The sequence below is a fragment of the Paraburkholderia sp. LEh10 genome, assembly GCF_017814945.1.
GTDB lineage: Bacteria > Pseudomonadota > Gammaproteobacteria > Burkholderiales > Burkholderiaceae > Paraburkholderia.
In genome coordinates this window covers 1-14178 of the sequence record NZ_JAGIPX010000048.1, presented here as the reverse complement: position 1 = coordinate 14178, position 14178 = coordinate 1, and the positions used below count along the sequence as shown (strand labels likewise).

Sequence of the window (14178 nt, the reverse complement as noted above, 5' to 3'; positions counted from 1 at the left end):
CCGGGCGGTTTTGGCAAAGAGGTTTGCCTGACATGGCAGCTTGCGCCGCCAAGCCCGCTTACTCGTTGGTGTGCGGCGTCTGCTCGGCGGCCGGGGATTCTGGCGTACCGAACTCGAAGGCCTCTTCGGCAGCGATCTGGTCGAAACGCTCGCGGTCGGCCAGTTCCTTGCTCTTGCGCGCCTTGTGGAACGCGAGACCCGTACCGGCCGGAATCAGACGGCCGACGATCACGTTTTCCTTCAGGCCACGCAGATCGTCGCGCTTGCCCATGATCGCCGCTTCCGTCAGCACGCGGGTCGTTTCCTGGAACGATGCTGCAGAGATGAACGAATCCGTCGACAGCGACGCCTTCGTGATACCCAGCAGGATGTTCTCGTACGTTGCCGGACGCTTGTCTTCCGCGATCATGCGGTCGTTTTCGTCCAGCATGTCCGAACGCTCGACCTGCTCGCCCGGGATGAAGCGCGTATCGCCGTTATCGACGATCTGCACACGACGCAGCATCTGACGCACGATCACTTCAATGTGCTTGTCGTTGATCTTCACGCCCTGCAGACGGTACACGTCCTGCACTTCGTCGACGATGTAGCGCGACAGCGCTTCGATACCCTGCAGACGCAGGATGTCGTGCGGATCGGCCGGTCCGTCGACGATCATTTCGCCCTTGTTGACGACCTGACCATCGTGCACCAGAACCTGCTTTTCCTTCGCGATCAGGAACTCGTGCTGGTTGCCCTCGAGGTCCGTGATAACGAGACGCTGCTTGCCCTTCGTGTCCTTACCGAACGACGTCGTACCCGTGACTTCCGCCAGGATACCTGCGTCCTTCGGCGAACGTGCTTCGAACAGCTCCGCCACGCGCGGCAGACCACCCGTAATGTCACGCGTCTTCTGCGCTTCAGTCGGGATACGTGCGAGCACTTCACCCACCTGAACCTGCTGACCGTCCTTCACGGTGATCAGAGCGCCGACCTGGAAGCCGATCTGAACCGAGTGCTCCGAGTTCGGGATCTTCACTTCCTCGCCGTTCGCGTCGAGCAGCTTGACCTGCGGACGCACGCTCTTCGACGATTGCGAGCCGCGGCGCTTCGCGTCGATCACGACCAGCGTGGACAGACCCGTCACGTCGTCGATCTGCTTCGCGACCGTCACGCCTTCCTCGACGTTTTCGAACTTCACCGTACCGCCCCACTCGGTGATGATCGGACGCGTCAGCGGGTCCCACGTGGCCAGCTGCGTGCCAGCCTTGATCTGCGCACCGTCGAGCTGCAGCAGCGTCGCGCCGTACGGCACCTTGTGACGCTCGCGCTCGCGGCCGTGGTCGTCGGTGATCAGCGCTTCGCCCGAACGCGAGATGACGATCTGCTCGCCCTTCGCATTCGTCACGTAACGCATGGTCGCGGTGAAACGCACCGTACCGTTGCTCTTCGCTTCGACCGACGACGCCACTGCCGCACGCGATGCCGCACCACCGATGTGGAACGTACGCATCGTCAGCTGCGTGCCCGGCTCACCGATCGACTGCGCAGCGATCACGCCGACTGCTTCGCCGACGTTCACGAGCGAGCCACGGCCCAGGTCGCGGCCATAGCACGACGCGCACAGACCGTAACGCGTTTCGCAGGTGAGCGGCGTGCGCACGCGCACTTCGTCGATGCCCAGACGCTCGATTTCTTCGACGGCCGTTTCGTCGAGCAGCGTGCCCGATTCATACAGCGTCTCCTGCGTTTCCGGATTGACGACGTCAGCCACCGCGACGCGGCCGAGGATACGGTCGCGCAGCGCTTCGACGACTTCACCGCCTTCGACCAGCGCCTTCATCGCCACGCCGTTCGACGTACCGCAATCGTCTTCGACCACGACGAGATCCTGCGTCACGTCGACGAGACGCCGCGTCAGGTAACCCGAGTTCGCCGTCTTCAGTGCCGTATCAGCCAGACCCTTACGTGCGCCGTGGGTCGAGATGAAGTACTGCAACACGTTCAGGCCTTCACGGAAGTTCGCCGTAATCGGCGTCTCGATGATCGAGCCGTCCGGCTTCGCCATCAGGCCGCGCATACCGGCCAGCTGACGGATCTGAACTGCCGAACCACGCGCGCCCGAGTCGGCCATCATGTAGATGGAGTTGAACGACTCCTGACGCGTTTCGTTGCCGTCGCGGTCCACGACAGGCTCCGTCGACAGCTGCTCCATCATCGCCTTGCCGACCGCTTCCGACGTCGCCGACCAGATGTCGACCACGTTGTTGTAGCGTTCCTGCGCGGTGACGAGACCCGACATGTACTGACGGTCGTATTCCTTCACCTTCTTCGCGGCGTCGCCGACGATCGTTTCCTTCTGCGGCGGCACGAGCATGTCGTCGACGCAGATCGAAATACCGGCGCGCGTTGCCAGGCGGAAGCCCGACTGCATCAGCTGGTCGGCGAAGATCACCGTTTCGCGCAGACCGCACTTGCGGAATGCCGTGTTGATCAGACGCGAAATCTCCTTCTTCTTCAGCGGCTTGTTCAGCACCGAGAACGGCAGGCCCGGCGGCAGGATCTCCGACAGGATCGAGCGTCCGACCGTGGTCGCGTACAGCGTGATCTTCGGCACGAACGCCGGCGCGCCTTCCGACTTGTCTTCGTTGTGGACCATTTCCGTGATCCGCACGTTGACGCGCGAGGCCAGCTCGACTTCCTTGTTCTCGTAAGCGCGCAGCACTTCCGACACGCCCGTGAACGTCAGGCCTTCGCCCTTGCCGTTGATGGCTTCGCGCGTCGCGTAGTACAGGCCGAGCACGATATCCTGCGACGGCACGATCGACGGATCGCCGTTAGCCGGGAACAGCACGTTGTTCGACGCCAGCATCAGCGTGCGCGCTTCCATCTGCGCTTCGAGCGACAGCGGAACGTGAACGGCCATCTGGTCACCGTCGAAGTCGGCGTTGAACGCCGCGCAAACGAGCGGGTGCAGCTGGATTGCCTTACCTTCGATCAGCACCGGCTCGAAAGCCTGAATGCCGAGACGGTGCAGCGTCGGCGCGCGGTTCAGCATCACCGGATGTTCGCGGATCACCTCTTCGAGGATGTCCCACACCACCGGCGTCTGGTTCTCGACTTCCTTCTTCGCAGCCTTGATGGTCGTCGCGACGCCCATCACTTCCAGCTTGTTGAAGATGAACGGCTTGAACAGTTCGAGCGCCATCAGCTTCGGCAGACCGCACTGGTGCAGCTTCAGCGTCGGGCCGACCACGATGACCGAACGGCCCGAGTAGTCGACGCGCTTACCCAGCAGGTTCTGACGGAAGCGGCCGCCCTTACCCTTGATCATGTCGGCGAGCGACTTCAGCGGGCGCTTGTTCGCGCCCGTCATCGCCTTGCCCCGACGGCCGTTGTCGAGCAGCGAATCGACGGCTTCCTGCAGCATCCGCTTTTCGTTGCGGACGATGATTTCAGGCGCCTTCAGTTCGAGCAGACGCTTCAACCGGTTGTTACGGTTGATCACACGGCGATACAGGTCGTTCAGGTCCGAGGTCGCGAAGCGGCCGCCGTCCAGCGGAACCAGCGGACGCAGTTCCGGCGGCAGCACCGGCAGCACTTCGAGAATCATCCACTCGGGCTTGATGCCCGAACGCTGGAAGGCCTCGAGCACCTTCAGACGCTTCGCGTACTTCTTGATCTTCGCTTCCGAACCCGTGTTCTTCAGCTCCGAGCGCAGCGTTTCGACCTGCTCGTCGATGTTGATCGCGCGCAGCAGTTCGCGCACGCCTTCCGCGCCCATTTCAGCGCGGAACTCGTCGCCGTACTCTTCGACCTTGTTGTAGTAATCCTCTTCCGTCATGATCTGACGCGCCTTCAGCGGCGTCATGCCCGGATCGATCACCACATATGCTTCGAAGTACAGCACGCGCTCGATGTCGCGCAGCGTCATGTCGAGCACCATGCCCAGACGCGACGGCAGCGACTTCAGGAACCAGATGTGCGCGACAGGCGAGGCCAGTTCGATGTGGCCCATGCGCTCGCGACGCACCTTGGCGAGCGTCACTTCGACGCCACACTTCTCGCAGATCACGCCACGGTGCTTCAGGCGCTTGTACTTGCCGCAAAGGCATTCGTAGTCCTTGATCGGACCAAAAATCTTCGCGCAGAACAGACCATCCCGCTCCGGCTTGAACGTGCGGTAGTTGATGGTTTCCGGCTTCTTCACTTCGCCGAACGACCACGAACGGATCTTGTCGGGCGAGGCCAGACCGATCTTGATCGCGTCGAAAACTTCTTCCTGTTGGACTTGCTTGAATAGATCGAGCAGAGCTTTCATTGCTTTCTCTCCGTAGTCCGATTAGTTGCGGTCGAGGTCGATGTCGATACCGAGCGAGCGGATTTCCTTCACCAGCACGTTGAAGGATTCCGGCATGCCCGCGTCGATCACGTGATCGCCCTTGACCAGGTTCTCATAGACCTTGGTCCGGCCTGTCACGTCGTCCGACTTGACCGTCAACATTTCCTGCAGCACATACGACGCGCCGTAGGCTTCGAGCGCCCACACTTCCATTTCACCGAAGCGCTGACCACCGAACTGCGCCTTACCACCCAGCGGCTGCTGCGTGACGAGCGAGTACGGACCCGTCGAACGCGCGTGCATCTTGTCGTCGACCAGGTGGTGCAGCTTCAGGTAGTGCATGTAGCCAACCGTCACCGTACGTTCGAAGGCTTCACCCGTGCGGCCGTCGTACAGACGCACCTGGTTCTTCGACTTCGTCATGCCGAGGTTCTGCGCGATGGCGTCCGGGAAGGCGAGGTCGAGCATGCTCGACATTTCTTCTTCCGTTGCACCGTCGAACACCGGCGTAGCAAACGGCACGCCTTCGCGCAGGTTCTTCGCCAGTTCGAGGATCTCGTCGTCGGAGAAGCTGTCCAGCTCTTCCGCGCGGCCCGACTCGTTGTAGATCTTGGTCAGGAACGCACGAACTTCCTCGATCTTCGACTGACGCTGCAGCATTTCGCCGATACGCCAGCCCAGACCCTTCGCGGCCCAACCCAGATGCACTTCGAGAACCTGACCCACGTTCATCCGTGACGGAACGCCGAGCGGGTTCAGCACGACGTCTGCGGGACGGCCATCGGCCATGTACGGCATGTCTTCGATCGGCACGATCTTCGACACGACACCCTTGTTACCGTGACGGCCTGCCATCTTGTCGCCAGGCTGCAGGCGGCGCTTGACTGCCAGGTACACCTTGACCATCTTCAGCACGCCCGGCGGCAGTTCGTCGCCTTGCGTGAGCTTCTTGCGCTTCTCTTCGAATGCCAGGTCGAACTGGTGGCGCTTCTGTTCGATCGAATCCTTGATCGCTTCGAGCTGTGCCGCTGCTTCTTCGTCGGCGAGGCGGATGTCGAACCAGTGATAGTGATCCAGATCTTCCAGGTAAGCGCGCTCGATCTTCGTGCCCTTCGCGAGCTTCTTCGGACCGCCGTTCGCGACCTTGCCTTCGAGCATGCGTGCGAGACGCTGGAACGCGTCGCCTTCCACGATGCGCAGCTGGTCGTTCAGGTCGAGGCGATAGCGCTTCAGTTCATCGTCGATGATCTGTTGCGCGCGCTTGTCGCGCTGGATGCCTTCACGCGTGAACACCTGCACGTCGATGACCGTGCCGCTCATGCCCGACGGCACGCGCAGCGACGTGTCCTTCACGTCCGAAGCCTTCTCGCCGAAGATCGCGCGCAGCAGCTTTTCTTCCGGCGTCAGCTGGGTTTCGCCCTTCGGCGTGACCTTGCCGACCAGCACGTCGCCTGCTTCGACTTCCGCGCCGATGTACACGATGCCCGACTCGTCGAGACGGCCAAGCTGCACTTCAGCGAGATTCGAAATATCGCGCGTGATTTCTTCCGGTCCGAGCTTCGTGTCGCGAGCCACGACGTTCAGTTCTTCGATGTGGATCGACGTGTAGCGATCGTCGGCCACGACCTTCTCCGAGATCAGGATCGAGTCTTCGAAGTTGTAGCCGTTCCAGGGCATGAACGCGACCAGCATGTTCTGGCCGAGCGCCAGTTCGCCGAGGTCCGTCGAAGCGCCGTCAGCCAGCACGTCGCCGCGTGCGACCTTGTCGCCGACCTTCACGATCGGACGCTGGTTGATGTTCGTGTTCTGGTTCGAACGCGTGTACTTGATCAGGTTGTAGATGTCGACACCGACGTCACCCGCCACCGCTTCATCGTCGTTCACACGAATCACGATACGGCCGGCGTCGACGTAATCGACCACACCGCCGCGCAGCGCCTGCACGGTCGTACCCGAGTCGACAGCCACCGTACGCTCGATGCCCGTACCGACGACCGGCTTTTCCGGACGCAGACACGGCACGGCCTGACGCTGCATGTTCGAGCCCATCAGTGCACGGTTCGCATCGTCGTGCTCGAGGAACGGAATCAGCGATGCTGCCACCGACACGATCTGCGACGGCGCCACGTCCATGTACTGGATGCGGTCCGGCGTGACCATCAGCGTTTCGCCCGCTTCACGCGACGACACGAGTTCGTCCGTCAGCGTGCCGTCGTCGGCCACTGCCGCGTTCGCCTGAGCGATCACGTAACGGCCTTCTTCAATTGCCGACAGATAGTCGATCTGGTCCGTGACCTTGCCGTCCGTCACCTTGCGATACGGCGTTTCGAGGAAGCCGTATTCGTTCAGGTGCGCGTACAGAGCCAGCGAGTTGATCAGGCCGATGTTCGGACCTTCCGGCGTTTCGATCGGGCACACGCGGCCATAGTGCGTCGGGTGCACGTCGCGGACTTCAAAGCCAGCGCGCTCGCGCGTCAGACCGCCCGGGCCAAGTGCCGACACGCGGCGCTTGTGGGTGATTTCCGACAGCGGGTTGGTCTGGTCCATGAACTGCGACAGCTGCGACGAACCGAAGAACTCGCGAATCGCCGACGAAATCGGCTTCGAGTTGATCAGGTCGTGCGGCATCAGGTTTTCGCTTTCGGCCTGGCCGAGGCGTTCCTTTACGGCACGTTCGACACGCACGAGACCCGCGCGGAACTGGTTCTCCGCCAGTTCGCCGACGCAACGCACACGACGGTTGCCGAGGTGGTCGATGTCGTCCACTTCGCCCTTGCCGTTGCGCAGCTCGACGAGGATCTTGATCGTCGCGAGGATGTCGTCGTCCTGCAGCGTCATCGGGCCGACGATTTCGTCGCGGCCGACGCGGCGGTTGAACTTCATACGACCCACCTTCGACAGGTCGTACGCTTCTTCGCTGTAGAACAGGCGGTTGAACAGCGCCTCGACGGCTTCTTCCGTCGGCGGTTCGCCCGGACGCATCATCCGGTAGATCGCGATGCGCGCGGCCATCTTGTCGGCCGTTTCGTCGATACGCAGCGTCGACGAGATGTACGGACCTTGATCCAGGTCGTTCGTGTAGAGCGTCTGGATGTCCTTGATCTTCGCTTCGCGCAGCTTTTCGAGCACGCTTTCCGTGATCTCGTCGTTCGCGTTGGCGATCACTTCGCCCGTGTCGCCGTCAACGACGTTCTTGGCCAGCACGCGGCCGAGCAGATAATCTTCGGGGACCGAAATGTACTTGGTCTTCGCGTTTTCGAGGTCACGAATGTGCTTCGCGTTGATACGCTTGTCCTTCGTGACGATGACCTTGCCGTCGCGATCCGTGATGTCGAAGCGCGCGACTTCACCGCGCAGACGCTCCGGCACGAACTCCATCTGCGCGCCTTCCGGCATCAGCGTGAAGTTGTCGAACACGAAGAAGTTCGCGAGGATCTGTTCCGGCGTCAGGCCGATGGCCTTCAGCAGGATCGTGACGGGCATCTTGCGGCGGCGGTCGACGCGGAAGTACAGCACGTCCTTCGGGTCGAATTCAAAGTCGAGCCACGAGCCGCGGTAAGGAATGATACGTGCAGAGAACAGCAGCTTGCCGGAGCTGTGCGTCTTGCCCTTGTCGTGTTCAAAGAACACACCAGGCGAACGGTGCAGCTGCGACACGATCACACGTTCCGTGCCGTTGATGACGAACGAGCCAGTCGGCGTCATGAGCGGAATTTCGCCCATGTACACTTCCTGCTCCTTCACTTCCTTGACGACGGGCTTGCTCGGCGATTCCTTGTCGAGCAGCACCAGACGCACCTTGGCACGCAGCGCCGAGCAGTAGGTCAGACCGCGCTGCTGACATTCCTTGATGTTGAATGCCGGCGGCGACAGCATGTAGCTGACGAACTCTAGACGAGCGAAGCCGTTATGCGAAACAATGGGAAAAACGGAGGTGAACGCAGCCTGCAGACCTTCCGGTTTGCGCTGCACCGTTGGCACTTCTGCTTGCAGAAACGTGCTGAATGATTCAAGCTGGGTAGCCAGCAGGAAAGGTACTTGGTGAACGATGGGGCGTTTCGCGAAACTCTTGCGAATACGCTTCTTCTCGGTGAAGGAATATTGCATACGATCTCCGAATCACGGCGGGCATTGTTGTCGAGGCGGGATACCTTGATGTGACAACCCGAGTGTTCACCGACTGAGACCCGTTGGCCGTCCGATGGCTTGAACGAGCCTAGAAGCTTGGTGGTTGGCCGCTACCAACCGCTGGCTGACGGTAGTGGATGCCTGTGTTGCCCGCTACCCGACCAAACTTGCCTTCTGCAGTCGCTTCAGAAGACAAAGAGAAACGTCAGTCGGACTTGCCGAACGGCGATTCTCTTTGGCTTCTAGTCAGACGTTTTTACCGATTCAAGCAGGCAAAAACGTCGTTTCCACAAAGCACAAAAAGGCCGGCGGTAGGATAACCGCCAGCCTTCGCACAGCGCGCCGGAAATTACTTGATTTCAGCCTTCGCGCCTGCGTCTTCCAGCTTCTTCTTGGCTTCTTCAGCAGCAGCCTTGGGCACCGCTTCCTTAACGGGCTTCGGTGCGCCGTCAACCAGGTCCTTCGCTTCCTTCAGGCCGAGACCCGTCAGTTCGCGAACAGCCTTAATCACTGCAACCTTGTTGCCACCGGCTTCCGACAGGATGACCGTGAACTCGGTTTGCTCTTCAGCAGCAGCAGCACCGCCGCCTGCGCCTGCGGGGCCAGCAACTGCAACAGCAGCAGCCGACACGCCAAACTTTTCTTCGAACGCCTTAACCAGCTCGTTCAGTTCCAGAACCGACATCGCGCCTACGGCTTCGAGGATGTCTTCTTTTGCGATTGCCATTTGAAATACTCCTAAATTGAATTCGGATACAGCCAGCGATCAATTACGCCCGACTGAAGTGCGTCGATGCACTGCTTACGCAGCTTCGCCTTGCTTCTTTTCTGCCAGCGCGGCCATAGCGCGCGCAAAGCCAGAAACAGGCGCTTGCATGACGAACAACAGCTTGGAGAGCAGTTCTTCGCGGCTCGGGATGCTGGCCAGCGCTTGCACGCCTGCCTTGTCCATCACCTTGCCTTCGTACGAACCAGCCTTGATGATCAACTTGTCATTGCCCTTGCTGAAGTCGTTGACGACCTTAGCAGCAGCAATTGCATCTTCCGAGATGCCGTAGATCAGAGGACCGGTCATCTGCTCAGCCAGCGGAGCAAACGGGGTACCTTCGACAGCGCGACGCGCCAACGTGTTTTTCAACACGCGCAGATACACCTGTTGCTCGCGCGCTTTCGCGCGCAGCTTGGTCAGATCGCCAACCGTGATCCCACGATACTCGGCCAGAACCATGGTCTGGGCTTTCGCGACTTGCGCGGAAACCTCAGCCACTACGGCCTGCTTACCTTCTTTGTTCAGTGGCACGGTTAACCTCCAGATTCGACGCATTGGGCGATTGCTTCATGCGTCGCGTTCAACAACGGCGTCCGACCAGTCAGGAGTATTTCGACCATTCGAGGTCCGCATGGCTGCGGGGTTCAAACGGCTTCATCACTTCAAAACCTTTTCGGGTTCGCCATCTGCGTTGGCTTGAATTAAGGAAACACCCAACCGCTGAGCTTCCACCAACGGTCTTTGACAACCGGCCGCGCGAACCAGACTGAAATCGCGCGACCGCCCAAAGCCCTTAAAGCCCGCCTCGATCTCTCGAACGAGGCGGCTAAAACTTTACTGTGCTGCCAGCGTAGCCTGATCGACACGCACGCCGACACCCATCGTGCTCGACAGTGCGATCTTACGCAGGTACACGCCCTTGCTCGTAGCCGGCTTCGCCTTTTGCAGCGCTTCGACCAGTGCGTTCAGGTTGCTACGCAATGCCGTCGGCTCGAACGACGCCCGGCCAATGGTTGCGTGGATGATACCGGCCTTGTCGACACGGAACTGAACCTGACCAGCCTTTGCGTTCTTCACTGCCGTCGCAACGTCGGGCGTGACCGTACCGACCTTCGGGTTCGGCATCAGGCCGCGCGGGCCGAGAATCTGACCCAGCGTACCGACGATACGCATCGTATCCGGCGAAGCAATCACGACGTCGAAGTTCAGGTTTCCGGCCTTCACTTGCTCCGCCAGATCTTCCATACCGACAACTTCCGCGCCTGCTGCACGAGCCTGTTCGGCCTTTTCGCCCTGTGCGAACACAGCAACTCGAACCGACTTACCGGTACCTGCTGGCAGAACGACCGAACCACGAACGACCTGGTCCGACTTCTTTGCATCGATACCCAGTTGCACAGCGACGTCGATCGACTCGTCGAACTTCGCGCTTGCGCATTCCTTCACGAGCGAGAGGGCCTCGTCGATCGCGTACAGCTTCTGACGATCGACCTTGCTTGCAAATGCTTGCAGACGTTTCGAAAGCTTAGCCATTTACACGCCCTCCACTGTGATGCCCATCGAGCGGGCGCTGCCAGCGATCGTACGGACCGCTGCGTCCAGATCAGCTGCCGTGAGATCCGGCATCTTGGTCTTGGCGATTTCTTCAGCTTGAGCGCGCGTAATCTTGCCGACCTTGTCGGTGTGCGGCTTGCTCGAACCCTTGTCGATCTTCGCCGCTTTCTTGATCAGAACCGTTGCGGGCGGAGTCTTCAGAACGAACGTGAAGCTCTTGTCAGCGAACGCGGTAATGACGACCGGAATCGGCAGACCCGGTTCCATGCCCTGAGTCTGCGCGTTGAACGCCTTGCAGAACTCCATGATGTTCAGGCCGCGCTGACCCAGTGCGGGACCAACCGGCGGCGACGGGTTGGCTTTACCTGCAGGAATCTGCAGCTTGATAAAGCCGATGATTTTCTTTGCCATGTGGAAAACCTCTTTAGAACGCATTTGCGTTCGGTGAGTAGTAGCGCGCTTTCGTCGAACTTCGGCTACCGGCGCTCCTCAACGGCCATTACGCGGACCGTAAGCGCGAAAGACGAATCGCGCCGTTGGGCGCGATCCGCTAAAACTTGATTTATAGCTTTTCGACCTGGCCGAACTCTAGTTCGACCGGCGTCGCGCGACCGAAAATCGTCACAGAAACACGGACTCGCGACTTTTCGTAGTTCACTTCCTCGACGCTGCCGTTGAAGTCCGTAAACGGACCGTCCTTCACACGAACCATTTCGCCAACTTCGAAGAGGGTCTTCGGGCGCGGCTTCTCCACACCCTCCTGCATCTGCGACATGATCTTTTCGACTTCCCGCGGGGAAATCGGACTCGGACGATTGCGCGCACCGCCGACAAAACCCGTCACTTTGGCAGTGTTTTTCACCAAGTGCCAGGTTTCATCGGTCATCTCCATCTCAACGAGCACGTAACCCGGAAAGAATCGACGCTCCGTTACCGACTTATGACCACCCTTGACTTCGACTACCTCTTCGGTCGGCACCAGGATCTGGCCAAATTTGTCCTGCATGCCGGCCCGCTCGATGCGCTCTTGAAGCGCACGTTGCACGCTCTTCTCCATACCGGAGTAGGCGTGCACCACATACCAACGTTTTCCACTCGGGGATGCCGGAATATCGCTCATATCATTTCCAACCCAGAATCGCCGAGAAAATCGCCCACTCGATGGATTTGTCACAAATCCAGAGGAAGACCGCCATAATCAGCACAAAACCGAATACCACCAAAGTCGTTTGGCTCGCCTCTTTGCGCGTCGGCCAGACAACCTTGCGGACTTCCTTATATGAATCTTTCGCGAACGCGATAAAACCTTTGCCGGGCGCCGACAGGAGACCGACTGCGACGCCAGCGATCAGTCCCACAGCCAAGGCCGCTCCGCGGACATACCACTCTTGGCCATTCAGCCAGAAGAACCCCACGAACCCGGCGAAGACCAACAATACTCCGGCAGCGAGCATCAGCTTGTCGCTAGAAGTATTAACAGTTTCGACTGAAGGATTCGCCATAACACCTTAAAGAGCGTCACAAGCGACGCGAGAATTGGCAGGGGCAGAGGGAATCGAACCCCCAACCTTCGGTTTTGGAGACCGACGCTCTGCCAGTTGAGCTATACCCCTAAACCATTGGGGTCAGCGACATCGCCAACCCCGAAACAACCGATCAACGAGAACTAGCTGGCTTACTCGATGATCTTGGCAACGACACCTGCGCCGACGGTACGGCCACCTTCGCGGATTGCGAAGCGCAGACCTTCTTCCATGGCGATCGGCGCGATCAGCTTGACCGTGATCGACACGTTGTCGCCCGGCATCACCATTTCCTTGTCCTTCGGCAGCTCGATCGAGCCCGTCACGTCCGTCGTGCGGAAGTAGAACTGCGGACGGTAGTTGTTGAAGAACGGCGTATGACGGCCGCCTTCGTCCTTGCTCAGCACGTACACTTCAGCCGTGAAGTGCGTGTGCGGCGTGATCGAACCCGGCTTGGCCAGCACCTGGCCGCGCTCCACGTCTTCACGCTTCGTGCCGCGCAGCAGGATACCGACGTTGTCGCCTGCCTGACCCTGGTCGAGCAGCTTGCGGAACATTTCCACGCCCGTGCAGGTCGTCTTCACCGTCGGCTTGATACCGACGATTTCGATTTCCTCGCCGACCTTGATGACACCGCGCTCGACGCGGCCCGTCACCACCGTGCCACGACCCGAGATCGAGAACACGTCTTCCACCGGCATCAGGAATGCACCGTCAACCGCGCGCTCCGGCGTCGGGATGTACGTATCCAGCGCGTCGGCCAGGTTCATGATCGCCACTTCGCCCAGCTCGCCCTTGTCGCCTTCGAGCGCCAGCTTCGCCGAGCCCTTGATGATCGGCGTGTCGTCGCCCGGGAAGTCGTACTTCGACAGCAGCTCGCGCACTTCCATTTCGACCAGCTCGAGCAGCTCCGCGTCGTCGACCATGTCGCACTTGTTCAGGAACACGATGATGTACGGCACACCGACCTGACGCGCCAGCAGGATGTGCTCACGCGTTTGCGGCATCGGGCCGTCAGCGGCCGAGCACACCAGGATTGCGCCGTCCATCTGCGCTGCGCCCGTGATCATGTTCTTCACGTAGTCAGCGTGGCCCGGGCAGTCGACGTGCGCGTAGTGACGGTTAGCCGTCTCGTACTCGACGTGCGCCGTGTTGATCGTGATGCCGCGCGCCTTTTCTTCCGGCGCCGCGTCGATCTGGTCGTACGCCTTTGCCTCACCGCCGAACTTTGCGGTCAGCACCGTCGTGATTGCTGCCGTCAGCGTGGTCTTGCCGTGGTCAACGTGACCGATCGTGCCCACGTTCACGTGCGGCTTGGTCCGCTCAAACTTACCTTTGGCCATTTTCGACTCCTAAGAGGATTTTTCCGTACGTTGCGCCCGGCGCAAGCAATCACTTTGATACTGGCTGGTGCCCATGGGCAGGATCGAACTGCCGACCTCTCCCTTACCAAGGGAGTGCTCTACCACTGAGCCACATGGGCGCTACATCTACTTTCTGCTGGCTGGAGCGGGTGAAGGGAATCGAACCCTCGTCGTAAGCTTGGAAGGCTTCTGCTCTACCATTGAGCTACACCCGCAAGGATCTATCGATTCCCGACAGCCGCTTTTACAGCGTTGAAATCTGGTGGAGGAGGTTGGATTCGAACCAACGTAGGCGTAAGCCAACAGATTTACAGTCTGCCCCCTTTAGCCACTCGGGCACCCCTCCGCAGAGAACTGATGATTATGGGAGAGCGATTACGTCGTGTCAAGTGTCTCTTGATCGCTCGGAACCCATAGGCTCTCACTTATAAGTAAGAGTTTAAAACGCAGCAACCCCGCTTTTGAGGGCGGGGTTGGTGCATGGGGTAAGGAGCCTGACGATTACCTACTTTCACACGG

General features: G+C 59.9%; 9 protein-coding genes and 4 tRNA genes. All 13 read right to left on the bottom strand.

Translation table 11 applies throughout. From position 1 onward, the window contains the following. Positions 1 to 58 precede the first annotated feature (58 nt). Positions 59 to 4300: a DNA-directed RNA polymerase subunit beta' gene (gene rpoC / locus J8I87_RS30800; protein WP_209935953.1), complete on the bottom strand. Its 4242-nt coding sequence runs from the start codon at positions 4298 to 4300 to the stop codon at positions 59 to 61. Between the two features lie 21 nt (positions 4301 to 4321). Beyond that, positions 4322 to 8428, bottom strand: a complete 4107-nt coding sequence (gene rpoB / locus J8I87_RS30795) for a DNA-directed RNA polymerase subunit beta (RefSeq protein WP_209935952.1) — start codon at positions 8426 to 8428, stop codon at positions 4322 to 4324. A 370-nt stretch (positions 8429 to 8798) separates the two neighbouring features. Beyond that, the gene (gene rplL / locus J8I87_RS30790; protein WP_209935951.1) at positions 8799 to 9176 is read right to left on the bottom strand and encodes a 50S ribosomal protein L7/L12; all 378 of its coding nucleotides are present in this window, start codon (positions 9174 to 9176) and stop codon (positions 8799 to 8801) included. Positions 9177 to 9251: 75 nt separating this feature from the next. After that, positions 9252 to 9773, bottom strand: a complete 522-nt coding sequence (gene rplJ, locus J8I87_RS30785) for a 50S ribosomal protein L10 (RefSeq protein WP_209935950.1) — start codon at positions 9771 to 9773, stop codon at positions 9252 to 9254. A gap of 279 nt (positions 9774 to 10052) precedes the next feature. Beyond that, positions 10053 to 10751: a 50S ribosomal protein L1 gene (gene rplA, locus J8I87_RS30780; protein ID WP_209935949.1), complete on the bottom strand. Its 699-nt coding sequence runs from the start codon at positions 10749 to 10751 to the stop codon at positions 10053 to 10055. Further along, positions 10752 to 11183, bottom strand: coding sequence for a 50S ribosomal protein L11 (gene rplK, locus J8I87_RS30775; protein ID WP_209935947.1), 432 nt, complete (start codon positions 11181 to 11183; stop codon positions 10752 to 10754). Between the two features lie 151 nt (positions 11184 to 11334). Continuing rightward, positions 11335 to 11892 carry a transcription termination/antitermination protein NusG gene (gene nusG, locus J8I87_RS30770; protein WP_007578364.1) on the bottom strand — a complete coding sequence of 186 codons (558 nt, stop codon included), beginning with the start codon at positions 11890 to 11892 and terminating at the stop codon, positions 11335 to 11337. A 1-nt stretch (position 11893) separates the two neighbouring features. Beyond that, positions 11894 to 12274, bottom strand: coding sequence for a preprotein translocase subunit SecE (gene secE, locus J8I87_RS30765; RefSeq protein WP_209935946.1), 381 nt, complete (start codon positions 12272 to 12274; stop codon positions 11894 to 11896). Between the two features lie 35 nt (positions 12275 to 12309). Then, positions 12310 to 12385 (bottom strand) — tRNA-Trp (locus J8I87_RS30760). Between the two features lie 62 nt (positions 12386 to 12447). Next, positions 12448 to 13638 (bottom strand): elongation factor Tu, encoded by a 1191-nt coding sequence (tuf, locus tag J8I87_RS30755; RefSeq protein WP_012402197.1) that lies wholly within the window; start codon positions 13636 to 13638, stop codon positions 12448 to 12450. A 65-nt stretch (positions 13639 to 13703) separates the two neighbouring features. Next, a tRNA-Thr gene (locus J8I87_RS30750) sits at positions 13704 to 13778 on the bottom strand. Positions 13779 to 13800: 22 nt separating this feature from the next. After that, positions 13801 to 13874 (bottom strand) — tRNA-Gly (locus J8I87_RS30745). Between the two features lie 45 nt (positions 13875 to 13919). Then, positions 13920 to 14005 (bottom strand) — tRNA-Tyr (locus J8I87_RS30740). Between the last annotated feature and the right edge of the window lie 173 nt (positions 14006 to 14178).

Coding starts and splice junctions, on each gene's coding strand:
- rpoC (WP_209935953.1), bottom strand. CDS start 4,300: ATGAAAGCTCTGCTCGATCTATTCAAGCAAGTCCAACAGGAAGAAGTT.
- rpoB (WP_209935952.1), bottom strand. CDS start 8,428: ATGCAATATTCCTTCACCGAGAAGAAGCGTATTCGCAAGAGTTTCGCG.
- rplL (WP_209935951.1), bottom strand. CDS start 9,176: ATGGCAATCGCAAAAGAAGACATCCTCGAAGCCGTAGGCGCGATGTCG.
- rplJ (WP_209935950.1), bottom strand. CDS start 9,773: ATGCGTCGAATCTGGAGGTTAACCGTGCCACTGAACAAAGAAGGTAAG.
- rplA (WP_209935949.1), bottom strand. CDS start 10,751: ATGGCTAAGCTTTCGAAACGTCTGCAAGCATTTGCAAGCAAGGTCGAT.
- rplK (WP_209935947.1), bottom strand. CDS start 11,183: ATGGCAAAGAAAATCATCGGCTTTATCAAGCTGCAGATTCCTGCAGGT.
- nusG (WP_007578364.1), bottom strand. CDS start 11,892: ATGAGCGATATTCCGGCATCCCCGAGTGGAAAACGTTGGTATGTGGTG.
- secE (WP_209935946.1), bottom strand. CDS start 12,274: ATGGCGAATCCTTCAGTCGAAACTGTTAATACTTCTAGCGACAAGCTG.
- tuf (WP_012402197.1), bottom strand. CDS start 13,638: ATGGCCAAAGGTAAGTTTGAGCGGACCAAGCCGCACGTGAACGTGGGC.